Annotated in this window: 27 protein-coding genes and 1 pseudogene; 12 read left to right on the plus strand and 16 right to left on the minus strand. The window is 49.9% G+C overall.

Annotation, left to right across the window (positions count from 1 at the left end; all coding sequences use genetic code 11):
* The first annotated feature begins 4 nt into the window (after positions 1–4).
* The 3 genes from MKQ70_RS39310 to MKQ70_RS22855 all read left to right on the plus strand — a co-directional run bounded on the left by MKQ70_RS39310 (position 5) and on the right by MKQ70_RS22855 (position 1,767).
* Positions 5–478: a F0F1 ATP synthase subunit gamma gene (locus MKQ70_RS39310; protein ID WP_308199134.1), complete on the plus strand. Its 474-nt coding sequence runs from the start codon at positions 5–7 to the stop codon at positions 476–478.
* Positions 479–613: 135 nt separating this feature from the next.
* Entirely contained in the window at positions 614–1,144 is a 531-nt protein-coding gene (gene scpB, locus MKQ70_RS22850) for an SMC-Scp complex subunit ScpB (protein ID WP_248074561.1), read from the plus strand.
* 23 nt (positions 1,145–1,167) lie between these two features.
* Positions 1,168–1,767, plus strand: a complete 600-nt coding sequence (locus MKQ70_RS22855; protein WP_248074562.1) for a hypothetical protein — start codon at positions 1,168–1,170, stop codon at positions 1,765–1,767.
* Positions 1,768–1,819: 52 nt separating this feature from the next.
* Here the strand turns inward: MKQ70_RS22855 and MKQ70_RS22860 are convergent, their stop codons facing one another.
* Entirely contained in the window at positions 1,820–2,662 is an 843-nt protein-coding gene (locus MKQ70_RS22860; protein WP_248074563.1) for an endonuclease/exonuclease/phosphatase family protein, read from the minus strand.
* Between the two features lie 124 nt (positions 2,663–2,786).
* On the opposite strand from MKQ70_RS22860, the gene MKQ70_RS22865 reads away from it, so the two are divergent.
* The 4 genes from MKQ70_RS22865 to MKQ70_RS22880 are packed head-to-tail and all read left to right on the plus strand — an operon-like array spanning position 2,787 to position 3,946.
* A complete protein-coding gene (locus MKQ70_RS22865; RefSeq protein WP_248074564.1) occupies positions 2,787–2,933 on the plus strand; it encodes a lysophospholipid acyltransferase family protein in 147 nt (48 codons plus the stop codon).
* Positions 2,930–3,181, plus strand: a complete 252-nt coding sequence (locus MKQ70_RS22870) for a lysophospholipid acyltransferase family protein (protein ID WP_248074565.1) — start codon at positions 2,930–2,932, stop codon at positions 3,179–3,181. The genes MKQ70_RS22865 and MKQ70_RS22870 overlap by 4 nt, the downstream gene beginning before the upstream one ends.
* Positions 3,097–3,693, plus strand: coding sequence for a 1-acyl-sn-glycerol-3-phosphate acyltransferase (locus tag MKQ70_RS42565; RefSeq protein ID WP_372490022.1), 597 nt, complete (start codon positions 3,097–3,099; stop codon positions 3,691–3,693). The genes MKQ70_RS22870 and MKQ70_RS42565 overlap by 85 nt, the downstream gene beginning before the upstream one ends.
* Positions 3,593–3,946, plus strand: coding sequence for a hypothetical protein (locus MKQ70_RS22880; protein WP_248074567.1), 354 nt, complete (start codon positions 3,593–3,595; stop codon positions 3,944–3,946). Before MKQ70_RS42565 ends, MKQ70_RS22880 begins: the two co-directional genes overlap by 101 nt.
* Before the next feature lie 38 nt (positions 3,947–3,984).
* Here MKQ70_RS22880 and MKQ70_RS22885 read toward each other — a convergent pair whose 3' ends face one another.
* The 9 genes and pseudogenes from MKQ70_RS22885 to MKQ70_RS22930 all read right to left on the minus strand — a co-directional run bounded on the left by MKQ70_RS22885 (position 3,985) and on the right by MKQ70_RS22930 (position 11,491).
* On the minus strand, positions 3,985–4,353 hold the full coding sequence (locus MKQ70_RS22885) for a VOC family protein (protein ID WP_248074568.1): 369 nt from the start codon (positions 4,351–4,353) through the stop codon (positions 3,985–3,987).
* 5 nt (positions 4,354–4,358) lie between these two features.
* Positions 4,359–5,057, minus strand: a complete 699-nt coding sequence (locus MKQ70_RS22890) for a VOC family protein (RefSeq protein WP_248074569.1) — start codon at positions 5,055–5,057, stop codon at positions 4,359–4,361.
* 27 nt (positions 5,058–5,084) lie between these two features.
* Positions 5,085–5,882 carry an SDR family oxidoreductase gene (locus MKQ70_RS22895; protein ID WP_248074570.1) on the minus strand — a complete coding sequence of 266 codons (798 nt, stop codon included), beginning with the start codon at positions 5,880–5,882 and terminating at the stop codon, positions 5,085–5,087.
* A gap of 75 nt (positions 5,883–5,957) precedes the next feature.
* On the minus strand, positions 5,958–6,548 hold the full coding sequence (locus tag MKQ70_RS22900; protein ID WP_248074571.1) for a 3-keto-disaccharide hydrolase: 591 nt from the start codon (positions 6,546–6,548) through the stop codon (positions 5,958–5,960).
* A gap of 97 nt (positions 6,549–6,645) precedes the next feature.
* A pseudogene (gene rny, locus MKQ70_RS22905) lies at positions 6,646–8,207 on the minus strand (ribonuclease Y).
* A gap of 150 nt (positions 8,208–8,357) precedes the next feature.
* On the minus strand, positions 8,358–8,651 hold the full coding sequence (locus MKQ70_RS22915; protein WP_248074574.1) for a cell division protein ZapA: 294 nt from the start codon (positions 8,649–8,651) through the stop codon (positions 8,358–8,360).
* An 84-nt stretch (positions 8,652–8,735) separates the two neighbouring features.
* Positions 8,736–9,038, minus strand: a complete 303-nt coding sequence (locus tag MKQ70_RS22920; RefSeq protein ID WP_248074575.1) for a hypothetical protein — start codon at positions 9,036–9,038, stop codon at positions 8,736–8,738.
* A gap of 3 nt (positions 9,039–9,041) precedes the next feature.
* Positions 9,042–11,153, minus strand: coding sequence for a phenylalanine--tRNA ligase subunit beta (gene pheT / locus MKQ70_RS22925; RefSeq protein WP_248081574.1), 2,112 nt, complete (start codon positions 11,151–11,153; stop codon positions 9,042–9,044).
* A complete protein-coding gene (locus MKQ70_RS22930) occupies positions 11,150–11,491 on the minus strand; it encodes a hypothetical protein (RefSeq protein WP_282456674.1) in 342 nt (113 codons plus the stop codon). The genes pheT and MKQ70_RS22930 overlap by 4 nt, the downstream gene beginning before the upstream one ends.
* Before the next feature lie 517 nt (positions 11,492–12,008).
* On the opposite strand from MKQ70_RS22930, the gene MKQ70_RS22935 reads away from it, so the two are divergent.
* From MKQ70_RS22935 to MKQ70_RS22950, 4 genes are all read left to right on the plus strand, one after another.
* Positions 12,009–12,563 (plus strand): replicative DNA helicase, encoded by a 555-nt coding sequence (locus MKQ70_RS22935; protein ID WP_248074576.1) that lies wholly within the window; start codon positions 12,009–12,011, stop codon positions 12,561–12,563.
* Positions 12,557–13,585, plus strand: coding sequence for a replicative DNA helicase (locus tag MKQ70_RS22940; protein WP_248081576.1), 1,029 nt, complete (start codon positions 12,557–12,559; stop codon positions 13,583–13,585). Before MKQ70_RS22935 ends, MKQ70_RS22940 begins: the two co-directional genes overlap by 7 nt.
* Before the next feature lie 82 nt (positions 13,586–13,667).
* Positions 13,668–15,020, plus strand: a complete 1,353-nt coding sequence (locus tag MKQ70_RS22945; RefSeq protein WP_248074577.1) for an MATE family efflux transporter — start codon at positions 13,668–13,670, stop codon at positions 15,018–15,020.
* A gap of 9 nt (positions 15,021–15,029) precedes the next feature.
* The gene (locus MKQ70_RS22950) at positions 15,030–15,731 is read left to right on the plus strand and encodes an RsmE family RNA methyltransferase (RefSeq protein ID WP_248074578.1); all 702 of its coding nucleotides are present in this window, start codon (positions 15,030–15,032) and stop codon (positions 15,729–15,731) included.
* 96 nt (positions 15,732–15,827) lie between these two features.
* Here MKQ70_RS22950 and MKQ70_RS22955 read toward each other — a convergent pair whose 3' ends face one another.
* The 6 genes from MKQ70_RS22955 to MKQ70_RS22980 all read right to left on the minus strand — a co-directional run bounded on the left by MKQ70_RS22955 (position 15,828) and on the right by MKQ70_RS22980 (position 20,599).
* The gene (locus tag MKQ70_RS22955) at positions 15,828–16,832 is read right to left on the minus strand and encodes a helix-turn-helix transcriptional regulator (protein WP_248074579.1); all 1,005 of its coding nucleotides are present in this window, start codon (positions 16,830–16,832) and stop codon (positions 15,828–15,830) included.
* Positions 16,833–16,967: 135 nt separating this feature from the next.
* Positions 16,968–18,107 (minus strand): FecR family protein, encoded by a 1,140-nt coding sequence (locus tag MKQ70_RS22960; RefSeq protein ID WP_248074580.1) that lies wholly within the window; start codon positions 18,105–18,107, stop codon positions 16,968–16,970.
* 309 nt (positions 18,108–18,416) lie between these two features.
* Positions 18,417–18,701, minus strand: a complete 285-nt coding sequence (locus tag MKQ70_RS22965) for a sigma factor-like helix-turn-helix DNA-binding protein (RefSeq protein WP_248074581.1) — start codon at positions 18,699–18,701, stop codon at positions 18,417–18,419.
* Positions 18,702–18,706: 5 nt separating this feature from the next.
* The gene (locus MKQ70_RS22970; RefSeq protein WP_248074582.1) at positions 18,707–18,955 is read right to left on the minus strand and encodes an RNA polymerase sigma factor; all 249 of its coding nucleotides are present in this window, start codon (positions 18,953–18,955) and stop codon (positions 18,707–18,709) included.
* Between the two features lie 689 nt (positions 18,956–19,644).
* Complete coding sequence (locus MKQ70_RS22975; RefSeq protein ID WP_248074583.1) at positions 19,645–20,139, minus strand: hypothetical protein; 495 nt, start codon at positions 20,137–20,139, stop codon at positions 19,645–19,647.
* A gap of 208 nt (positions 20,140–20,347) precedes the next feature.
* Positions 20,348–20,599 (minus strand): hypothetical protein, encoded by a 252-nt coding sequence (locus tag MKQ70_RS22980; RefSeq protein WP_248074584.1) that lies wholly within the window; start codon positions 20,597–20,599, stop codon positions 20,348–20,350.
* A gap of 316 nt (positions 20,600–20,915) precedes the next feature.
* Here MKQ70_RS22980 and MKQ70_RS22985 point away from each other — a divergent pair, with 316 nt between their 5' ends.
* Positions 20,916–22,178: a TonB-dependent receptor plug domain-containing protein gene (locus tag MKQ70_RS22985; protein WP_248074585.1), complete on the plus strand. Its 1,263-nt coding sequence runs from the start codon at positions 20,916–20,918 to the stop codon at positions 22,176–22,178.
* Positions 22,179–22,184 lie beyond the last annotated feature (6 nt).

The raw sequence follows: 22,184 nt of genomic DNA on the forward strand, positions 1-22,184 counted from the left end.
CAACGTGATTTCCAGCCACTGGAACATTTTCTCCGGTCTGTCTTTCGACTCCGTTAAATCTGCCGCGGCGGTTGCCATGGAAGGTTATGTAAACGAGCAGTTCGATGCAGTGGAACTCGTATACAGCCAGTTCCGCAACGCAGCTACCCAGGTGTTTACCACCGAACAGTTCCTGCCCGTAGCGAAAGTGGAGAATACTGCCAGCAAAGGTATCAAAGCCGACTACATCTTCGAACCGGAGAAAGAGGTGCTGATTGCCGAGCTGATGCCGAAAATTCTGAACACGCAGTTCTTCAAGGCCGTACTGGACGGCCAGGCTTCTGAGCATGGCGCCCGTATGACTGCGATGGATAAAGCATCAGAGAACGCTGCTGAAATCCTCCGCACCCTGAAGATTTCCTACAACCGCGCCCGTCAGGCTGCGATCACTACGGAGCTGACCGAGATCGTGAGCGGTGCAGCTGCGCTGGTGGGTTAATCTTATGCACAAAAAATCAACAGCATTTTTTTTATATTTTTCGAATCAGGTCAAAGACTGTATTTTCGGTCTTTGACTTTTTTTCTTTAAGCCGGGGACGCAGGTTCCCGGGCCATTCAAAGTACAAGAACCGATATGGAAATCTCCCAGCTCATCCCCCATGTGGAAGCCCTGATTTTTGCTGCCGACCGTCCACTCCCGGCGGCGGACATACTCGAACTGCTCAATAATGCGCTGGCTTTTTTGGAAGACCGTGCCTCACAGGAGCAGGTGGATACCGCCATTGAAGCTATCATGGAAAAATATCACTCCGAGTTCTATGCCTTTGAAGTGCGGGAAAGCGGTGGCGGATACCAGTTCCTGACCAAACGTAATTACTACCAGACCGTTGCACAGCTCAACGGTGAAAAATACCTGAAACGACTTTCTACCGCCGCCCTCGAAACCCTTTCGATCATTGCCTACCGGCAGCCAATCTCCAAAGGTGAAATCGAACATATCCGCGGCGTGAGTACGGACTATTCCATCACCAAACTGCTGGAAAAGGAGCTGATCATCATTTCCGGCCGCAGCGAGGATTTACCCGGCAAACCATTGCTCTACAAAACCTCCAAAGCCTTTATGGACTACTTCGGCATCAATTCCCCGCCGATCTGCCTAAACTGAAAGAGGTATTTGAAGAAGAATTGGTGCAGCCTACCCTGATGGACCAGGCCGAAGACAGCCCTACCACCCTCGCTCCCATCGATACCGAGGAACAACTGGAAGCGGACGGCCACTTTATCGTATCCGAGAGTGGAGAACTGACCGAAACCACGACCCTGATGATCGACGATAGTGTAACGCCGCACTACGAACCTTCTGACGAAGGGGAGAGTGAGGAAGGACCTGCCGGACTGGAGGCTTCATCGGAAGTGGTGGAGGAAGAGAACGATGCCGATGAAGGGGACACTACGTATACGACTTATACCGACGAAAATGGCGATGTCATTGAAAAATGGCTCACTGTTCGGGAAGATGGTGTAAGTATAGAAAGAATTGCGATACATTCCGAGGAAGACGATCCGATGTACTTAGAAGAATTAGAAGCGGCGAAGGCGGCAGGTGAAGCGGAAGAAGGTGATGACTCCGAAGAAGAAGATGAGGACGAAGTGGAAGAAGGTGAAGACGAAGTGGAAGATGACGATGACGACGAGGAAGAAGACGATGAAGAAGACGAAGAAGACGAAGATGACGATGAAGAAGACGAAGACGACGACAAAGACAGTAATGATTCGAAACAATCATAAAAAAAAAGCCCCGGGAGATCCTCCCGGGGTTTTCCCTTTCTATCACTAAGAATTATTTCTTCAGTTGCAGTACCGTCATCACAGGAAAGTGATCAGACGGAAATTTACCCTGATAAGTATCCGTCAGAATCCCCCATTTAGAAGCCGTAAACTGCGGTGTTATGAAGATATGATCAATCACCCCTTCGGCATCCAGATCCCGGCCAAAACCATTGTAAGATGAGTTCAGCGCATACGGCACTTTCACTGCTGTTATCGCATCTTTTACCTGGCTGGAAGCCGCTAGCAATTTATAAGGCTCGCTCTCACGACGTGCATTGAAATCGCCGGTCAGGATAGCGGGTTGTTTGCCAGCGATAGCGGCGATTTTAGCGAGGATCAATTTGCTGCTTTCGCGGCGGGCTACTTTGCCCTGGTGATCGTAGTGTACGTTAAAGAAGTAGAAACTTTTCTTCGTTTTAACATCTTCAAGACGTACCCAGGAGCAGATGCGGTTACAGCAGGTAGCATCCCAGCCGAGGCCTGGTTTATCAGGTGTTTCAGACAACCAGAAGTCACCTTTATCCAGCAGTTTGAATTTATCTTTTTTGAAGAAGATAGCAGAATGCTCACCGGCATCCTTCCCATCGTCGCGGCCTTTACCATAATAGGTGTAACCGGGCAGGGCAGACGCCACGTCATCCAGCTGGTTCTTCAGCGCTTCCTGCGTGCCGAAAATATCGAAATCATGAAAGCGGATCAGGGCCGATACCGCCTGCCTGCGGTCTTTCCACAGGTTTCCGGAATCCTTCGGGTTATCGTACCGGAGGTTGAAAGTCGCCACATTCATTTGCTGGGCGTTGGTTTGCTGCATACCGGCAGCTACCAGGAACAAAGCAATCAGTAAGTTCTTCATGTCTTAAAGATATAACGGCAATATTAAACACAGGTTAACTCTTTGCTGAACGGTAGACCCCACGGCCACCAGGCAGCAAATGACGGATTTTGATTATCTTGCGGGGCACTTTTTAACTAAGACTTTGTTATACAAATACGCTAAATATACCTGCCGAACCGCGTTGCAGATTTTCAGCAACCGCCTGCACCTGCGCGGTTACGACTTTACGCAGCTGAAAGGCCCTTTATTGCTGGCAGTAAATCACTCCGGCTCGTTCTGGACGCAATGATCCTCGGCGCCCTGTTCAACCGCGACATGCATTTCCTGGCCCGCGGCGACGCGTTCCGGAAACCCACCGCCCGCAAGCTGCTGGAGGCATTGCACAACATCCCCATCTTTCGCATCAGTGAAGGCAAGGAAAATATGGGACAAAACGACGAGACCTTTGAGCGTTGCCGGAGATTTTCCGTAAAAATGGGATTGTACTCATTTTCGCCGAAGGCATCTGTATACAGGAATGGAAACTGCGCCCGTTGAAAAAAGGTACGGCCCGCATGGCCATCAGCGCCTGGGAAGACGCCGGCACCAAAGACCTCACGATATTGCCGATCGGCGTTAACTACAGTTCTTTTAAAGATTTCAACAGCAGCATCTATATAAATGTGGGCGCGCCCATCAGTGCTAAAACGGTCGAAGCCGCCAAAGGTATGGTGAATCCGTTACAGGTAAACCGCGTACTCACGGAAAGCATGGAAGACCGGTCTTCCACTTCCCGAATGAGGACGCCACCTATGCGGCTACTTATGCCGCCATGTTGTACAACGCTCCCACGGCCGATAAAGATGTGCTGCACGCCATGGGCGCCAAGCTGCAACAAACACCTAAAGAACGTTTATCCTTCTTCAATACACCCGGTCACAAAGCCATTGCCGGAACGGCGGACAATTATTGTTCTCTTTCCTGAGCGCGCTGGTACTGGCTGTCCCCGCGCTGGCCGGCTTCCTGATCAATGCTCCGTTCTACTACCCCATCCGCAACTTTGCCCGTAAGAAAACGGCGCGTACGGTATTCTTCGGCTCTGTTTTTTTAGGCTTGCTGATGATCGCGTATCCTGTATATGCATTGCTGATTTCCGCGCTGTCCTGCATCTGGCTGGGGCCGTGGGGATTACTCGGAATTATTGCCATGCCGGTGTTAGGCTGGACGGTGGGTAAGTTCCGCGATGCCTGGTGGAGGTTGATGAATTATGGAAAGTTGAAGGCGGAGGATAGGAACTATTTGAGAAGTCTCTTTTCTAAATAGATAAAAAAGCATCGCTCACCGCGATGCTTTTTTATAAGTTATTTCACTTTACTCCACGCCATACACCCGATCATCCAGTTCGGCAGCGGCTTTTGCACCTTACGTTTCGTGAGGTCCGGGAACCAGCCGATCTTTTTCAGGATGGGTACTTTGTGTGTTTCTACCAGTTCGATATATGTGCCATCGGGATCCTCTAAATAAGCGAAACGACCTGCGGCCTGGCCCATGGAAAATGAGTCGGCGCTGTCGATCGTGAAAGGGAAACCGGCGGCGGCGGCCTGGTTTTTCAGGGTGGCCATGTCAATCACATCGAAGCAGAGGTGAATGAAGCCTAAGTCGCCCCAGTAGCGGCCCTCGAATATTTTGTTGGGCTTACGCTCCGGGCATTGCACCAGTTCAATTTCCACCCCACCTAACAGGCGGCTGAAGGCGCCGTTCTCTTTGCGCGTTTGCGCAGGAGTACGCGACGGTATTGCTGCCCGGCATATTCCGGCTGCGGGATGTCTTTGAAAGTGCCTGTCACATCATATATCACCTCGTTGATGCCGAGTACATCGCGGTACAGCTTCAGGGCTTTATCGATATCGCTTACGCCGATCACTGCGCCGTAAACACCGCCCACCGCGTGCGTGGGAGCGGGATCGCGAAACCAGTCGTGGCCTTCTACGATGTTAAAGTAGTTGCCCTGCGGATCGGTAAGCCAGAAATGGCGGCTGCCGTGCGCGCTTTCCACGATAGCGGATACGGTGGCGTTTTCGGCCAGGTAAAAGCGGTGTGCGGCATCAATGTCGTTGCATTTGATCTTGGCAGCAAAGGTGCCGAGGTCGCCGAAGGCTACAGCGAAATCGGCCGGAACAGGCGTTCTGCTCACATATTGCCAAACTTCCATTCCACCGCCACCGGCGATATTCAGGGTCAGCAATGCGTGACGGGAATGTACCTTACCGCCGGTATAGATGGTCATCAAAGGCGCATCGGCTTTATCATCAAATACCAATACTTCCATCCCCAGGAATTTTTTGTACCAGAACTTGGCCGTCTGCAAATCTTTAACGCCTACACCGATCTGTTGCACACCGGTGATACATTCCGAAAAAGCAGTTTGTGACATGTAATTGTTTTATTTAAGGATATACAGTTATTGTTTCATGCCGGCATTGTGCGCAATCTTGTAAAACAAGTTCGGCAGCACCCGTTTAATGGCCAGCAGGATCTTTTCTTCTTTTGCTATTTTGATGAGTTTCTTTTTCTTCTCGGCCGCCCGCAGAATGATCTGCGCACATTTATCGGCCGGAATACCGTTTTTCTGTCCGTCGTCCATCTTGCCGTGCTTTTCACCGCTACCGGTTAAGGCTGATAAGGAGATAGGCGTGTTGATGCGGCCGGGACATACGATCAGCGTATGTAAATCTTTCACCGGCTGCTCGGTCTGGAAGGTTTCGAAAAAGCCATGCAACGCATGTTTCGCGGCGGAGTAAGCCGACCGCATCGGGAAGCCCATCAAACCGGCCATACTGCTCATGACGATGATGTGCCCGTGTCCCTGCTTTACGAAATGAGGCAACAGGGCTTTGGTCATATATACGGTGGAGAAGAAATTAATTTCCATGATATCGCGATCCACTTCGGCAGCGGTTTCGGTCACCAACGAACGTTGGCTCACCCCTGCGTTGTTGATCAGCACGTCCAGTCCGCCGAACAGCGTTAATGCTTCCGCCGCTTTAGCGGGAATGAGTTCGCTGTTTTTTAAGTCGAAGCAGAGGAGTTGGCAGTGTTGCGTGTATTGCAGGCACTCCGCCTGTACTTCAGCCAGCACCTCGGCGCGGCGCGCCACCAGGATCAGCTTTGCCTGCTGCCTGGCCAGCTCGAGGGCCAATGCTTTACCGATGCCAGAGCTGGCGCCGGTAATCAGGACTATCTTATTCGAAAAATACATCGCGGCAAGTTAGCATCTTTTTTAAAATAAAACCGCCCCGTTACGGGGCGGCTCATCATCCTTATTTCAGTTCTTTTACGTATATAAATTTCTCCATTTCACCTTGATGCCTCCGCCGGAGTGAATCTGTAAGGCGATTTGTCCGTCTGACCCGCCGATCTTCGCATCATCCAGCGTAATCATTTCCTGGCCGTTGAGGATCGTGGTAACGTTGTTACCTTTTACTTTCACGGTCATCTTGTTCCATTCGCCCATTTTCAGCGCTTTGTCCTTTTCGGGAGCGGGTTTAATGAGCCATCCGCGACCGTAAGATTCGTAAATGCCGCCGGTAGACATACCCGGAGGTGCCACTTCGGCCTGCCAGCCGGTGATCTTGGTGCCTTCGATAGAGGAATGGAAAAACACGCCGCTGTTGCCATTGGCTTCCTGTTTAAATTCTACGGTCAGTTCAAAGTCTTTGAATTTTTTGTCGGTGGCGAGGTAGCCGTATTCTTTATCCGGTCCGCTTTCGCAGATCAGCTCTCCTTTTTCCACGTACCATTTTTCGGTACCGTATACCTGCCATCCTTTGAGATCTTTTCCGTTAAAGAGCGATTGTTTCTTCTGGGCCTGCAGGCTTCCACAACACAGCATAACGGCTGCGCATAGCAATGACGTGAGTTTCATAACAAATAGTGTTTTTGGAGGAAGTAAGATAATCAATCTTAACAAAAAAGGCGCTCCAAATGAAGCGCCTTTGCTGATATAAATGTAAGGTTAGGTATTATCTTGCTACGTTCACCGCTCTTCTCTCGCGAATCACCGTTACTTTGATCTGACCGGGATACTGCATCTCGGTCTGGATTTTTGTAGCGATCTCGAAAGAAAGGCGATCGGCGTCGTTGTCGGTTACTTTGTCGCTTTCTACGATTACGCGCAGTTCGCGGCCGGCCTGGATGGCATATGCTTTTTCCACACCGTCGTATGCAGTAGCGAGGTTTTCCAGGTCTTTGATACGCTGGAGGTAGCTCTGCATAATCTCGCGGCGTGCACCCGGGCGGGCGCCGGAGATGGCATCACATGCCTGGATGATCGGGGAAATAACATAAGCCATTTCCATTTCGTCGTGGTGCGCGCCGATGGCGTTTACGACCGCCGGGTGCTCACCGTATTTTTCTGCGAGTTTCGCACCGAGGAGGGCGTGGCTCAGCTCCGTTTCTTCATCAGGCACTTTACCAATATCGTGCAGCAGACCTGCGCGTTTGGCGAGTTTCGGATTCAGGCCCAGTTCAGCCGCCATGATACCGCAAAGGTTCGCGGTTTCTTTGGAGTGCATCAGCAGGTTCTGACCATAAGAGGAACGGAAACGCATTTTACCTACCAGGCGTACCAGTTCTTTATGCAGACCGTGGATGCCCAGTTCGATTACCGTTCTTTCACCGATTTCCATTACCTGCTCTTCGAGCTGGCGTTTGGTTTTTTCTACGACTTCTTCGATACGTGCAGGGTGAATACGACCATCCTGTACCAGGCGTTGCAGGGAGAGGCGGGCGATTTCGCGGCGTAATGGGTCGAAGGAAGAGAGTACAATTGCTTCCGGGGTGTCGTCAACGATCAGGTCTACACCGGTTGCGGCTTCGATAGCGCGGATGTTACGGCCTTCACGGCCAATGATCTGACCTTTGATTTCGTCGCTTTCCAGGTTAAACACCGTGATGGCGTTTTCGATGGTCTGCTCGGCGGCAGTACGCTGGATGGACTGTATGATGATTTTCTTAGCTTCTTTGTTGGCTTTGGATTTCGCTTCTTCCACGATATCCTGGATGTGTGCCAGGGCGGTGGAGCGTGCTTCTTCCTTCAGGCTCTCGATGAGCTGGTTGCGGGCTTCTTCGGCAGTAAGACCAGCTACCTTTTCGAGGCGGCGGATGTGTTCTTCCTGGTGCTTTTCCAGTTCGGAACGTTTAATGTTGACCGTTTCAATCTGGCGGGACAGGTTTTCCCTGATCGCTTCGTTTTCGGCTACCTGTTTCTGCAGTTGCTCGTTCTTTTGGTTCAGGCCCTGCTCTTTCTGCTTGATGCGGTTTTCGCCTTCACTGATTTTCTGGTTACGCTGCAACACCTCTTTCTCATATTCTGCTTTCAGCTGGATGAACTTTTCTTTGGCTTCCAGCATGCGGTCCTTTTAATGGTTTCCGCTTTTATCTCTGCTTCTGTCACGATTTTTTTCGCTTCCAGTTCTGCTTCGTCTATTTTATGTTGGGTACTTTTCGCGAAGATTAACTTTCCAAGCCCGATCCCGGCTCCCAGCGCCACTACTGCGGCTATTAATATATATGTGATCTCCATTTATGGTGTTTTTAGATTGTTTTTAAGATTGATTTCTCCCTTACTGCTGCTGCTTTCCAGCGCAAGGCGAGTGGCCATAAGACCGCGCGAAAATACAAAAATTTAGCAGCAAACCGCCAGAGAATGAATAATTTACGGCTATTCGATGGGCTATTTCAGTCCTTCATTCAACAGATTTTCAAGATGTTGCAACTTCTCGGACAGGAAGGGGGCCACGCTGGCCTGGGCTTTACCGCCACTGGTAACGGGGTGGGTGGCGTACATAATTAGCGCCATGGCTATATAATCCTGAATATCTTTCCCGGCAAATGCCGTCCTGAATTCCACGATTTTTTCGTTTACCTCCTTCATAATGCGGCGCACATCTTCCTCCTCCTCCGGCCTGATCTTGATGCGGTAAGCCCGGTCGGCTACCACAATGTTAACGGGTATCAGCTGCTCCATGTTTCAATTTTACCTACAAGTAGATTGTCCTTGTCTGTACAATATTAACATTTTAGACCAAATTGCAAAGCAAAATCGCGTAAATCACGAATTCAGCATGGCAATACAACGGTCAATTTCGCCGATGTAATCGTTAATCTTCCGGCGGATTTCCTTTTTAAACTCCTCGTCTTCACTGGTGGGCGCCCCCTGCGTAACACTGGCGATTTTGGCCAGCTTCAGCTTATTCTCCAGATTATCAATGGTTTTCTGGCACAGCGCCAGCTCCCGCTCCTTGGAATCTATTTCCTGGTGCAGGAGTTCATTGTCGGACTGCACCTGCTGCAGTTTTTTCAGCAGCAGGTGCGTCTTTTCTTCAATGCGTTGTATGTGCTGTTCCAGTTCCATATATTATTTACGGATCTCAGCCGCGAGCTGCGACTCGAATGCCTTTATCAGCTTATTCATCACACCATCCACATCCTTGTCTGTCAACGTTTTCTGCGGGTCCTGGAAGGTGAAGCTTACGGCGTAAGACTTCTTATTCGCCCCCAGTTTCTCACTTTCGAACACATCAAACAGGTTGATCTGTTGCAGCAGGGATGATTTTACGCCTTTGGCAGCTTCTTCCACGGAGGCGAACTTCACGGATTTGTCCAGTACCAGCGCCAGGTCGCGGCGAACGGCAGGGAACTTCGGAATTTCTACGTAGAAGCGGTCTGCTTTCCGCAGTAATTTAATCACTTCCTCCCAATAAATATCAGCATACCAAACAGTCTGCTTAATATCAAAGGTTTTTAACCGCTGTGGCGCCACGCTGCCCATCACCCCTACTACCTTATTGCCCACTTTCAGTTCGAAACCGGGAGCCAGGTTAGTGACGGTCGCTTCCGCGAGTTGGGTCAGGCTGATGCCGAGCTGACGGAATATGTTGAGTACGAATCCTTTCAGGAAATAAAAGTCCACCTTCTGCGACTTATGCATCCAGTTTTCGGGGAGTTTGTCGCCGGTGAGGTAAATCACTAGGTGCTCTTTCTCCTCGTAGTTACCCACGGCAATCTGTTTGTACGTTTTACCGGTTTCGAAGAACAACAGGTTGTCGTTTTTGCGGTTCAGGTTGTAGGCAACACTTTCGAGGCCGGTTTCCAGCATCGAAGGACGCATGGTATCCAGCTCGGCGCTGAGGTTGTTCAACATTTTCACCAGCCCTTCCTGCGTAGCGGCATCGTAGTACTGGCTGTTGGTGATGGAGTTGGTGAAAATCTCCATAAAACCGTTGGACGCCAGGTAGTTCGATACCTTTTCGCGGATACGCTCTTTGTCCGGGCGCGGCTGAACGCTGGGCGCCACGGTAATAGCGGTGGGGATCATGATATTATCCAGGCCGTCGATGCGCATTACTTCTTCCACGATATCAGCGGGAATGGAGATATCGGGTTTGGAGAAGGGAACTGTGACAGTGGCTCCTGCATCATCAGCAGAGACTATTTCGAAACCAAGGCTGGTTAAAATGTTCAGGATTTTTTCCACGGGATAGGCGTTGCCGCTCAGTTTGTGGACGTAGGCGTATGTGAACGTTACCTCGGTTTTCGGTTTCGGGTAAGGGTACACGTCGGTTACGGCGGAAGAAATAGTACCGTCCCCCAGCTCTGCGATCAAAGTGGCTGCACGCTCCAGCACGTTTACCACGTTGCTGATGTCTACCCCTTTCTCGAAACGGGTAGCCGCATCCGTGCGCAAACCATGGCGAACGGACGTGGCGCGGGTAGTACCGGGTGCAAACCAGGCACTTTCCAGGAATATTTCAGTAGTTTGATCGGTTACGCCGGATCTAGCGCCGCCGAACACACCGGCAATACACATGGGCTCACCATTGCCATTGCAGATCATGAGGTCGCGGGCATCCAGTTTGCGCTCTTTATCATCTAAAGTGATGAAAGGAGTGCCCTGGGGCAGGTTCTTCACAATTACCTTATCGCCGGTAATGGCCGCCGCATCAAATGCGTGCAGGGGCTGACCGGTTTCATGCAGCACGAAATTCGTAATGTCTACTATATTATTAATAGGACGAACGCCGATGGCCTGTAAACGATGTTTCAGCCAGTCGGGCGACTCCCCAACTTTAATACCGCTGATGGATACGCCGCTGTACCGGGGACAGTCGGCCGTGTTTTCCACTTCTACCGTGATTTTATTACCGGCAGGGAAGGCCACTACGTCGCGGGGCGTGGCTACTTCGGCCAGCTTATGACCGAAAGTGGCGCCTGCGGGCCAGGCGGCCGGCAGTACGATCTTATATTTATCCGTTTCTTCTGCGTTGTTCAACCAGGCGCACACGTCGCGGGCTACGCCCATGTGGCTCATGGCGTCCATACGGTTGGGAGTGAGGCCAATTTCGTATACGCGGTCCTGTATAGGTTTGAAGATATCGCGTGCGGGCGTGCCCGGTACCAGGGCGGGGTCGAGGACGAGGATGCCGTCGTGGCTTTCGCCAAGGCCGATTTCATCTTCGGCGCAGATCATGCCGTTACTTTCTTCGCCGCGGATCTTTGCTTTTTCATGGTCAACGGATCGCCGTTCACCGGGTATATCGTAGCGCCGATGGGGGCCACCACTACCTTTTGGCCAACGGCCACGTTAGGGGCGCCGCAAACGATCGCCAGCGGCTCGTCGCCGCCAATATTTACTTTGGTCAGGCGCAGTTTATCCGCGTTGGGATGTTTTTCAACATGTAACACCTCTCCTATCACCAGTCCTTCGAGACTGCCTTTGATGCTTTCGAAGGCTTCCGGGCTTTCCACTTCCAGGCCTATGGCCGTAAGAATGACAGAAAGTTGTTCGGGAGCAGGTTTTACCGGCAAATATTCACATAACCAATTGTACGAGATTGTCATTTGTAGTTGTCTGTATACAGGCGAGTTAGCTCCCGCTGCTGTTTAAAATTTTTGATAATCGATGTAAAGTCGCATCTTTGCGCCCCTTTGTAAGCACTCTGTTGCCGCGTAAAGTTAACAAATATGCTTTTGCGGCCCAGCGTTTTTAGTGAGCGATTTCGTAAAATTCTTTTTGCACAGAAATTGTTTATAAGGACATTTGCAAAGGGGATTACTGCCGCTTTTTGTGGATAATAATATACTCAATGGTGGATAACCCGCGTTTTACTGTGGTATAGCTTGTGCATTAGGCACGAATAACTTTAGTCCCGGAGCTTCCGTGATTAAATGAAAAAAGCGACTACCTTAGACAACCCGGCTCCAAAAAATTTACAATTTGATAATTGTGCCACTATTGAAAAACAGATCAGTGCAATTGTAAAACACCACAAGCAGCGGACTACAGTAACCAACTTTATTAACACATTTTAAGCCCACGCGATAAATGGACGTCAATCTTAAGAAGGATAGGAATTTCAGGAAGAAGCCATCGGTAGACCTTTCCACAATGGTTTACGGTAAAATACCGCCACAGTCCAAAGAGCTGGAGGAAGCGGTGTTGGGCGCCCTGATGCTGGAGAAGGGTGCATTTGACACGGTGATCGAGATCCTGAAGCCCGACTGTTTTTACGTGGATGCGCACCAGCGCATTTTCTCGGCTATGCTCCGGCTGGCGGGAAAATCTATGCCGGTGGATATCCTGACCGTGGTAGAGGAACTGAAGTCATCGGGCGAACTGGAGCAGGTAGGCGGCCCCTTTTATGTGACGCGGCTCACCAATATGGTGGTATCGTCGGCCAACATCGAGGCACACGCCCGTATCGTACTGCAGAAATTCATCCAGCGTGAGCTGATCCGCATTTCGGGAGAAATTCTTTCCGAATCCTATGAAGATACGGCCGACGTGTTTGACCTGCTGGACTCCGCAGAATCCAAACTTTTGAGATCACCAATAACCACCTTCGCAAGAACTACGACTCCATCGATAAAATACTGGTAAACACCATTAAACGTATCGAGGACCTGCGTAACAAGGGTGAGGAAATGACGGGCGTACCTTCGGGCTTCCCGACGCTGGATAAAATCACTTACGGATGGCAACCTACGGATCTGATCATCCTGGCTGCACGTCCCGCGGTAGGTAAAACCGCCTTTGCGTTGAACCTTGCCCGTAATGCGGCATTGCACCCAACGCACGGCAAAGGCTCGGCAATCTTCTCTTTGGAGATGTCTAACGGCCAGCTGGTACAACGTATCCTCGCGGCAGAGGCGGAGATCAAACTGGAAAAAATTACCCGTGGCAAACTCGATGAAACCGAGATGCGCATCCTGATGACGCGCGGTATCGAACGACTGGCGAAAGCGCCGATCTTCATCGACGACACCCCTTCCCTGAATATCTTCGAGCTGCGTGCAAAATGCCGCAGGCTGGTACATAACAGCGGTGTTGGTATCGTGATCATTGACTACCTGCAGCTGATGAGCGGCAGCGCCGATGGCAAGAACAGCAACCGTGAGCAGGAGATCTCGAAAATCTCCCGTGACTTAAAAGGTATGGCGAAGGAGTTACACGTACCGGTGATCGCACTGTCGCAGTTGAGCCGTGACGTAGAGAAGCGAAAGGACGGCAACAAGATGCCCCAGCTGAGTGACCTTCGTGAATCGGGTGCGATCGAGCAGGATGCGGACATGGTATTGTTCCTTTACCGCCCTGAATACTACGAGATCACCACGAACGAAATGGGCGAATCCAACAAAGGTGAAACCCACGTGCGTATAGCCAAACACCGTAACGGTCAGCTCGACACCGTAAAACTGAGAGCGGTACTGGAATTCCAGCGCTTTGAAGATGATGGTCCGGTAGACGGTTTCGGCGGTGGCGCACCAGGCGGCGGAGGAGGCAACTCTTTTGCAGGCATGCGTGGCAACCCGAACGATGAAGCGAAGCTGTACATACAGAAGGGCTCCAAAATGAATGATATGGATTTCGAAGATGAATCCTTTGGCGATGCGCCGTTCTAGTTGAACGTAACACGATATTATGCAGCCAGCATCTTCACAAAGGATGCTGGCTTTTTTTTATGTAGATTTTTATGAGAAGACAATGAAACAGATTTATCAAAAATACCGGGAACATTACCGGGACAATTTTTACTTAGCTTACCCGATCGTTATCTCCCAATTAGGCCACACGCTTGTAGGTCTCTCGGACAGCCTCATCATCGGCCATACCGGCAAGGTGCCGCTGGCGGCCGTATCGCTGGGCAACAGCATGTTCACCACCTTCCTGGTGTGCGGCATTGGCATATCGTATGGTCTTACCCCGCTGATCGCGCAGGCGAACGGCCGGGGCGACAAGCAAAGCTGCGGACACCTGCTGGGCAATAGTTTGCTGGTGAACATCGTCACCGGCATCCTGTTATGCGGTATCATTTTAGGCTGCGCACACTTTATTGGTTATATGGGACAGGAAGCCGGCGTAGCCGCACAGGCCAAACCGTTCCTGATTTTCCTGGCCATATCGATGCTGCCGCTGATGGTGTTTATGACCTTCAAACAATTTGCGGAAGGACTGGGTTTCACGAAACAGGCGATGAACATCAGCATTATTGGTAACCTGCTGAACATTGCCATTGGCGTAACGCTGGTATTCGGTTTATTCGGCGCGCCGAAAATGGGCGTGCTGGGTGTGGGTATTGCTACACTGACGGACAGGATCATCATGGGCATCACCATGGCCTGGTACGTACTGCGTGCAAAGCATTTTAAACCTTATCTCGACACTTTCCGTTCCGGCGGCTACAAGTGGCCTACTATTAAAAAGATCACCGGCATTGGCGCCCCTGTCGCTTTACAGGGCGTGTTTGAAGTGAGCGCCTTCGGTGGTGCGGCAATTCTCGTGGGCTGGATTGGTGCGGCGGAACTGGCCGCGCACCAGATCGCGATTTCGCTGGCATCGATGACGTACATGATGGCGAGCGGTATATCTTCCGCGGCAGGCATCCGCAGTGGTAATAATTTGGGGAAGAAGAATTTCTTCGGCCTGCGTTTAAGCGCGATTGCCAGTTATCATATGGTGATCGTGATGATGAGCATTACAGCGATCTTGTTTTTGGCATTCTGCAATGTACTGCCCAGGTTTTATATCAGCGACCCGGGTGTAATCGCCATCGCCGCACAACTGATCGTGATCGCCGCCTTCTTCCAGCTATTTGATGGTACGCAGGTGGTTGGTCTGGGTGTGTTACGCGGCCTCGGCGACGTGCGCCTGCCGACGATCATTACGTTCCTGGCTTATTGGGTGCTGGGTCTGCCGATTGCGTGGCTGCTGGGCTTTACGTTGAAGTTTGGCGTACAGGGTGTCTGGTGGGGTTTATCTCTTGGGTTGATGGTAGCGTCTGTGCTGTTGTTCTTCCGCTTTCACTATAAAACTAAAAAACTGGAAGCCACCGCTTAACTTTGCCGCATGCATATCTTTTACGCCAAAGGGCTCACTGCCGCGCAACCACTGTATACGATGGACGAACCCACGTCCAAATACTGCATCCGGGTGCTGCGCATGGAGAAAGGAAACAAGGTGTTGCTGGCCGACGGGCTGGGCAACAAGTACGAGGCTGCTATTGTGGACGATAACCGCAAGAAGTGCGTATTGTCCGTTGCTTCGGTGACTGTTATGCCAGCACCACCCTGTTCCTTACACATCGCGATCGCGTTTACCAAAAACGTATCGCGCATGGAGTGGTTTTTGGAAAAGGCGGTGGAGATTGGCGTAACACATATTACACCTTTGCTGACGGCGCGTACGGAGCGCGAGAAGTTTAAGGCGGAACGGTTTGAGAATATATTGGTGTCGGCGATGTTGCAGTCGCAGCAGTTCTATATACCTGTTTTAGCTGAACCCACTTCGTTTGATAAAGTAGTTGGCGTTCCGTTTAGTCAGCGATTTATAGCGCATTGTTTGCCGGAGCGTAAAACACATTTGCTGGATGCTGCGAAGCCTGGCGCTGATGCGATGATATTGATCGGGCCGGAAGGGGATTTTTCTCCGGAGGAAATTGCGGTGGCGTTGGCGGCGGGGTTTGAGCCGGTGTCGTTGGGGAATACGCGGTTAAGGACGGAGACGGCGGGGATGGTTGCAGCGACGTTACTGGCAGGGGTGAACAGGTAAAAATGCCCGGTGCAGATGCACCAGGCGTATCACCAAACAATTATTATCTCTAAAATTCAATCACTCCTTTATCGTCCACTCGTGACGAAAATACTTTTACCTGATTTCATGTAATTCATCGGGCCATAGATCATAGCATGCTACGAATGCGGCGGTGAACTCGTGCACATCCGTGTAACCGCACTGGCGGGCGATGTACGTTTCGTTCAGGCGCTGGTCTGCCGGATAACGGCGGATGAGGGCGAAGGCAGCTTCCATGCGGCAGTGCGTAATGATTTCTTCCGCGCGGAGGAAGTAGTTGCCGACGAATACGCTGTTGATGGCGTCGGCGTTTACGCCGGCTTCGAGTATGAGCTGCTCCATATCGAGGCCGCGGGCGGCTTTTTGGATGATGTAGTTGAGCTGACGGCGGGCGACACGCATTGGTTCGCTGAGGTCCGGTAGCAACAGGTGACTGTTGTCCGGGAGTAAGCATTGTTTGGCGTACTGGCGGAACAGGGCGATGCACACCGGGCGTAAATATATTTGCGCGATGGCCGGTTCGTAGCGGCAATAGCGGATGAGGTCGAGGAAGTAATGTGTTACGGGCGTCATTCTTACGGGTACGGTATTGAGTACACCGCAGTTTCTTTCGGCCAGGCGATCGATGATGGGCTGTAGGTCTTTGTAGCTTTTCGATAACATCCAGAGTTGTTCTTTGGTGATATCGAGGTGCATGCACACGTAATCCCTGTAGCTGGGTAAAAATTCCGCATCGTGCGGGGCCATGTTTAATTCCACGCCGAACATCTCCTCTTCTACCAGCGGGACGTTTTGTATGCCGGACAAGGTAGCGTCTACATTGTTTTGCAGCATGAAGAACAGGGATACTGTTTCGCGCTTCGGCATGGGAAATACGGCCTGTTTGCGGTTAACGATGAATACGTGGTACTGGATTTTGAATTCTCGTGCTTCGATCAATTGAGAAAGGAGTTCGCCCCATTCATATAACTGATAAAGCGGGATGGTGGGTGCAATGCGATAATGTTCCAACGAGGGCGGAAAGATACCGGGCACTCCATTTGGCATGGGTGAACGCGGATCTGTAGGAAAGAGCATCATATTAAAGGGTTTGAGAGGCGCTATTGGCGCAAGATTGGTTTACTAAATTCTATCTGCAAGAAAGAAAATATGGTGCGCAGGAAACGAGACCAACGTTACACTCATTAAGATCCCGCCCCCGCGGCCATATAATCATTACCAAAGTGTAGTTGTGCCGTCCTTAGTATCATGTTTGATGCCGCTGGTTACTTCCAGCGTACGGAGAAAATCATCCAGCGGTTCTTTTTTGAAGATGGTGCCGGTAAATCTTTCCGTTTTAATACCCGATCTTTTAAAGACCACTTTCACCCCGTACCATCTTTCCAACACGGCTGCAACTTCTCCCAGCTGTGTATTGTCTAAATGATACTGTCCTTTCATCCACAGGAGGTCATCTTCATTGAGCGCTGCTTTTCGCATGCCTTTGTCGACCTCGTACGTAACTGCCTCTCCTGGCTTGAGGCGGAGTTGCTCAACCCCTGAAGTAAAAGCAACCGCGCCTTCTACCAGGGAGACCTTCACTGACTGTTGTGCATAGTTGTTAAGGTTAAAGGCTGTACCTAAAACCCTGACTTCACCTAGATCAGATTTCACTATAAAAGGTTGATGCTCTTTTTTCGCGATTTTAAAATAGGCCTCGCCTTTCAGGCGGACTTCTCTCGTATCTCCCTTAAACTTAAAAGGGAATTCTAAGGAAGAAGCAGAGTTGAGAAACACTTCGGAGCCATCGGCCAGTACCAGGTGGTAATCCATGCCTACGGGCACCCAGAGTTTATTCATTCCCGATGCATCCACTTCATCGGGCGCCCGGAAGCTGAGTGTTTTTCCTCTGTTCGTCAGCTTCGCGCCATCTATCTCCCACTCTTCTTGTGTTCCAACGTTTACTGATTGTCCGCCCGCTGTGGTGAGCAGCAACTGCGATGTGTTGCTATTCACACTGGCGGTTGGATGAATATTTTTTGCGGTCGTTTCTACCTGCTGCATTTGCGGCAGCAGCCGAACAACGAATGTTATCAAAATAGCAGCGCAGGCAGCGGTCAGTATCCACCTGATACCGCGCTTACGTTTTTTTTTAGACCAGACATCGTTCATCACACGATCGTAACTCTCTTCTTCCGTCCATCCGGCCATGGCTGGCGATTCATCAAAAGCTATCACTTCCTTTCTCAACTGTTGGAATTCTTCCTGCAAGTCCGGATCTGCATCCATGACCCTTTGAAGTTCCAAATCATCTTCCAGCCCGATTAAGCCAAACAATTTCAGTTTCATCAACTGGGTTATCTTTTCCTTTTCCATAACACTTACACCTGGGTGTATAAATAAGAGTTGGAAGAGGATTGTTTCGGGTGAGGCGAAGATGCATTATTTCTCCTCGTTCCGGCTTTACCCCGGTCTGCAGGTAAAGGAATTTCCTTACCCGGACACGATCCCTTTTGGGGCTTCCTTTTACATAGATGCTTACCCGGGAAGTTATGGGTGAGCTCCCTCACAATTTTCCCTGGTAGATGGGGTGGCAGGCTCATTTAACCAGGTGTTGATTGAAATATGCTGGAACCGGCGATGGTCAATTAAATGGGTGGCAGGATTTGTTTCATTTAAAAGAATCTACCTTAACTCCAACATGCGTTTGCGCAGCACTTTCGTGGCTACGGCTAAATGCGTTTTCACCGTGTTGTCGGACAGCTCCATTTCCAGGGCCACTTCCTTACGGCGAAGATCTGCTTCCATATACAACTGCGCGGCGCGGGCCGGTTGTTTGGGCAGTGTGTCGAGCGCGCGGTAAAAGGCTTCCCTTACCTCGCGGCCTTCCCCGGGGATCACGTTGGTGATCAGGTCCTGGAAAGACTTGTAATGCTCCAGTGACTTTTCGCGGTACTTTTTCCTTTTCATGATCATCATGCAGGAATAGCGTACAGATTTGTACAAGTAACCTCCCACATTATCGCGTATGCGTTTGTAATGCTTTTTGAAGAAGAAGTCGACAAAAAATCGTGAACAATATCTTTGGCATCTTCCTCATCTCCTACAAGACGGCAGGCTTCGAATACCAGGATTTTGGCGTAACGGTTATACAGCAATTGCTGCGCGAGCTGATCGTCCTTCTGCATGGAATACAAAAGCAGCTCCTCATCCACATGGCTCATAAATCGATGTTTAACCAGGTTGTGTGGTAAAGGTTTTGGCTGATTTTGCCAGCTAAATTGCGGGATTGATGTTTCGGTCTTTACGCTAATTGGGAGGTGTGGATTTTTGTATCGATATTGGGTGATCGATGAAGTAAATGTAACGAAAATTTATTTCTGACAAATTAAAATTTTGGCTGTTACAACATCAATGTGTGTCGAAGTAACACTTGTTAATGACGGCGTTACTTTATTTGAGGAGGGCTTCACATTTTTTGAGGACGGCCTCACTTTATTTGAGAATATCCTCACTTTTTTGAGGGAATTCCTTAAAAAAAAGTGAGGTAATTACGGTTTGCGGTGAGGGCATTACTGGTTGAAGGGAAGTGCGCCTCGCTGCGGGTGAGGGCGTTCTCACTGCAGGTAAGGCGGATGCTACCTGGAGTGAGGCTGGCCTATGTCGGAACACGCCCGTCCTTGCTTTGAACATACCTGTGCTCACTGGCAGTGAGGACGGCCTTAGTGCGGGATGGATCGGCCTCACCCGGGATAGTAATTGCCTCACTTTTTTATGCATTATTTCACACAAAAACGCCCGACAACTCAAGGCCGCCGGACGTGTATACTGAGGGAGAAAAACGACTGTTTTAAATAGCCGGCAGCAGCAGGCCGCCGGCATGTTTCTATATGGGTAAGGAGAGAAAAGACGATTAGTTGTTGGTAACCTCTTCTTCGGCGGGATCTTCCGCGCGGGCGCCTTTCTTAAAGTAGATGGAAATATCGTCCGAAATGGTTTTAGCGTCAGGAACATTCCGGTCGGCCGCACGTTTTACGGTGTCGAAATACTCCAGGGCTGATTTGTAAAATTCACTGCCTACTTTCATATAGGTGTCTTCCAGCGCTTCGTAGAAAGACGTAGTGGCCATCATGATCCGGCTGATTTCTTCGCGTCCCTTCCTGTCGATGTCCATATCGGCGAGCGTTACGCCGATGGGAATAAACTGGGGATGGGATTGCACGTACTCAAATACTTTGTAAACGAACTCTATGGTGCGGGTGCCCAGCTTGGGAAGGCCGCGCCTGTCTTCTTTTGTGAGTGGAGTAAGGAAGGGTTTTAACAACTCGTGACATTCTTTCATGTTTGCGAGCACTTTTGAGGTTACATCAGCGGGAATTTCCGCATTAAACAAATTCAGATTTTTCATAATCGTGGGTTTGGGTGAAAAATGCAATTTTGGGCGCACAATGTGGCGCGGGGCACAATCAAATCTCCTAGTCACAAACGGAGTTCTATCGCACTTTTGAGTGTTAGTTTCTCATTATAAGATTATTGGAATCACTTTTAGGGTTAGGTTGGGGTAAAAATTGCGTAGTTATACGCAACAGCCTGTCGTTTTGCGACTTTCGAGGGGGTTATAAATCCATATCCAGGATGTCGAGCAGGTCGTTCATAGCGTCGTCATCCAGTGTTAGCAGTGTGCCGTTTTCTTTTGCCTCTCCAAAGCGGGCCATTAACAGGGAGATGAATATCTCTGCTTTTTCGGGGCCGTGGCTTGCGGTGACTTGTTCTCTCAGCATGTCCATTTTATGGACGAGGGAGAGGTCCAGGACGTTGGATTCGCTTTGGTATTGTTCTTCGGGTGTTTGTTCTGGTTGTTGTTGCATGTTTTATGTTTTTAGTTTTTGTGTTGAGCTAAACTGGAGATACCCTGTTTCGGATGAAGGTATGGGTTTGTTTGATTGTGGAAAAATCATTTTTTGAATTATCTCCCCTTTCAAAAAAATCACAACCAATTAATACAAAAACCCCAACCCACCACTCTTTAATTAGAAGACAATCCACAAAACGCTTCATCCACAATTAACCAGGCTGCAATAAACCATTCCGAAAAACCACCTTTCTCCAATATAGCCGGACAGTTCCGCATACTCCATTCAGCGGACGGAAGACAAAGTATACAGGCATCTTAAAAGCGAACTTATGATGAAGATCTACACTTCCCAAAAGCACCGGCTATCCCGTTGGCTATTTGCCATATTGCTGGTCTTAAATCCATTCTATTTAACAAAAGCACAAGCTAAGAACAGCATTAATATTAATGACAGGCCCATCTCCGCCGCACTGCGAGAAGTGGAGAGGCGAACCGGTGAGCGGTTCAACTTCATGAATAGCCTGCTTGGAAATGACGAGCGGGTGAGTGTTAGCCTGACAGACGCCACTACAGAAGAAATGCTTTCCGCGATACTCCGGAACAAGCCGGAGATTGGGTGGATGCGGACGAAGAGTACGATTACATTATATAGGAAAGGTGTTGACGTTTTGGAAGAAACGGAACCTACAGTGTCAGGGATTATTACGGATTCGTTGAATACTCCGCTGGCGGGGGTGTCGATTACGAATAAGCGGACGAATGCCAGGAAGACGACTGGGGCTGATGGGCGGTTTACGATTAGTGGGGTGAAGGGGGATGTTCTGCAGGTGACTTCGATTGGGTTTAATTCGGACAGTTATATTATTAAGGACGATGGCAGGATTGTGATAAGGATGCAAGCCTCGATGAATGCACTGCAGGAGACGGTGGTGAAGGGGTATTATGCGGTGAGTAAGGAGTTAAATACGGGGAATGTGGGGGTGTTGAAGGCGGCTGATATTGCGAAACAGCCGGTGGGGGATCCGATGATGGCATTGATTGGAAGGATACCGGGTGTGAGCGTGGTTCAGACGTCTGGTGTGCCGGGAGCTACTCCGACTATTAACATTAGAGGTTTTAACAGCACTAATGGAACAAACCCGTACTACATTGTTGACGGCGTTCCATTCGACGATCAAAATCTCTCAAGAACTAATAATGCCGCGGGCAATGCCACTAGTCCATTTCTAAGCATACGACCTGAAGATATTGAGCGAATTGAAATATTGAAAGACGCAGATGCTACCGCAATATATGGAAGCAGAGGAGCAAACGGAGTTATTATCATCACGACCAAAAAAGGAACAAAAGGAGACACTAAAATAGACATCATTGCTAATAGAGGTTACGGCCGCGCAAAACGACGATTGAAACTAATGAACACTCAACAATATCTTGAGATGCGACTTGAGGCTTTCAAAAACGACAGTGCTACGCCCGGCGCTAACGATCATGATATCAACGGGAACTGGGGGATAAAAATCAATACACTGATTGGCAAGATATTCTCATCGGAGGAACTGCCGATATATATAATGGATCTATATCCGTGACTGGGG

This window comes from Chitinophaga sedimenti (assembly GCF_023156195.1).
Taxonomy (GTDB): Bacteria; Bacteroidota; Bacteroidia; order Chitinophagales; family Chitinophagaceae; genus Chitinophaga; species Chitinophaga sedimenti.

Excerpts from the sequence above, each read along its gene's own strand:
- scpB (WP_248074561.1), top strand. The coding sequence starts at position 614 with ATGGAAATCTCCCAGCTCATCCCCCATGTGGAAGCCCTGATTTTTGCT.
- MKQ70_RS22860 (WP_248074563.1), bottom strand. The coding sequence starts at position 2,662 with ATGAAGAACTTACTGATTGCTTTGTTCCTGGTAGCTGCCGGTATGCAG.
- MKQ70_RS22870 (WP_248074565.1), top strand. The coding sequence starts at position 2,930 with ATGATCCTCGGCGCCCTGTTCAACCGCGACATGCATTTCCTGGCCCGC.
- MKQ70_RS22890 (WP_248074569.1), bottom strand. The coding sequence starts at position 5,057 with ATGTCACAAACTGCTTTTTCGGAATGTATCACCGGTGTGCAACAGATC.
- MKQ70_RS22895 (WP_248074570.1), bottom strand. The coding sequence starts at position 5,882 with ATGTATTTTTCGAATAAGATAGTCCTGATTACCGGCGCCAGCTCTGGC.
- MKQ70_RS22900 (WP_248074571.1), bottom strand. The coding sequence starts at position 6,548 with ATGAAACTCACGTCATTGCTATGCGCAGCCGTTATGCTGTGTTGTGGA.
- MKQ70_RS22915 (WP_248074574.1), bottom strand. The coding sequence starts at position 8,651 with ATGGAGCAGCTGATACCCGTTAACATTGTGGTAGCCGACCGGGCTTAC.
- MKQ70_RS22920 (WP_248074575.1), bottom strand. The coding sequence starts at position 9,038 with ATGGAACTGGAACAGCACATACAACGCATTGAAGAAAAGACGCACCTG.
- pheT (WP_248081574.1), bottom strand. The coding sequence starts at position 11,153 with ATGATCTGCGCCGAAGATGAAATCGGCCTTGGCGAAAGCCACGACGGC.
- MKQ70_RS22935 (WP_248074576.1), top strand. The coding sequence starts at position 12,009 with ATGGACGTCAATCTTAAGAAGGATAGGAATTTCAGGAAGAAGCCATCG.
- MKQ70_RS22945 (WP_248074577.1), top strand. The coding sequence starts at position 13,668 with ATGAAACAGATTTATCAAAAATACCGGGAACATTACCGGGACAATTTT.
- MKQ70_RS22950 (WP_248074578.1), top strand. The coding sequence starts at position 15,030 with ATGCATATCTTTTACGCCAAAGGGCTCACTGCCGCGCAACCACTGTAT.
- MKQ70_RS22955 (WP_248074579.1), bottom strand. The coding sequence starts at position 16,832 with ATGATGCTCTTTCCTACAGATCCGCGTTCACCCATGCCAAATGGAGTG.
- MKQ70_RS22960 (WP_248074580.1), bottom strand. The coding sequence starts at position 18,107 with ATGGAAAAGGAAAAGATAACCCAGTTGATGAAACTGAAATTGTTTGGC.
- MKQ70_RS22965 (WP_248074581.1), bottom strand. The coding sequence starts at position 18,701 with ATGAAAAGGAAAAAGTACCGCGAAAAGTCACTGGAGCATTACAAGTCT.
- MKQ70_RS22970 (WP_248074582.1), bottom strand. The coding sequence starts at position 18,955 with ATGAGCCATGTGGATGAGGAGCTGCTTTTGTATTCCATGCAGAAGGAC.
- MKQ70_RS22975 (WP_248074583.1), bottom strand. The coding sequence starts at position 20,139 with ATGAAAAATCTGAATTTGTTTAATGCGGAAATTCCCGCTGATGTAACC.
- MKQ70_RS22980 (WP_248074584.1), bottom strand. The coding sequence starts at position 20,599 with ATGCAACAACAACCAGAACAAACACCCGAAGAACAATACCAAAGCGAA.
- MKQ70_RS22985 (WP_248074585.1), top strand. The coding sequence starts at position 20,916 with ATGATGAAGATCTACACTTCCCAAAAGCACCGGCTATCCCGTTGGCTA.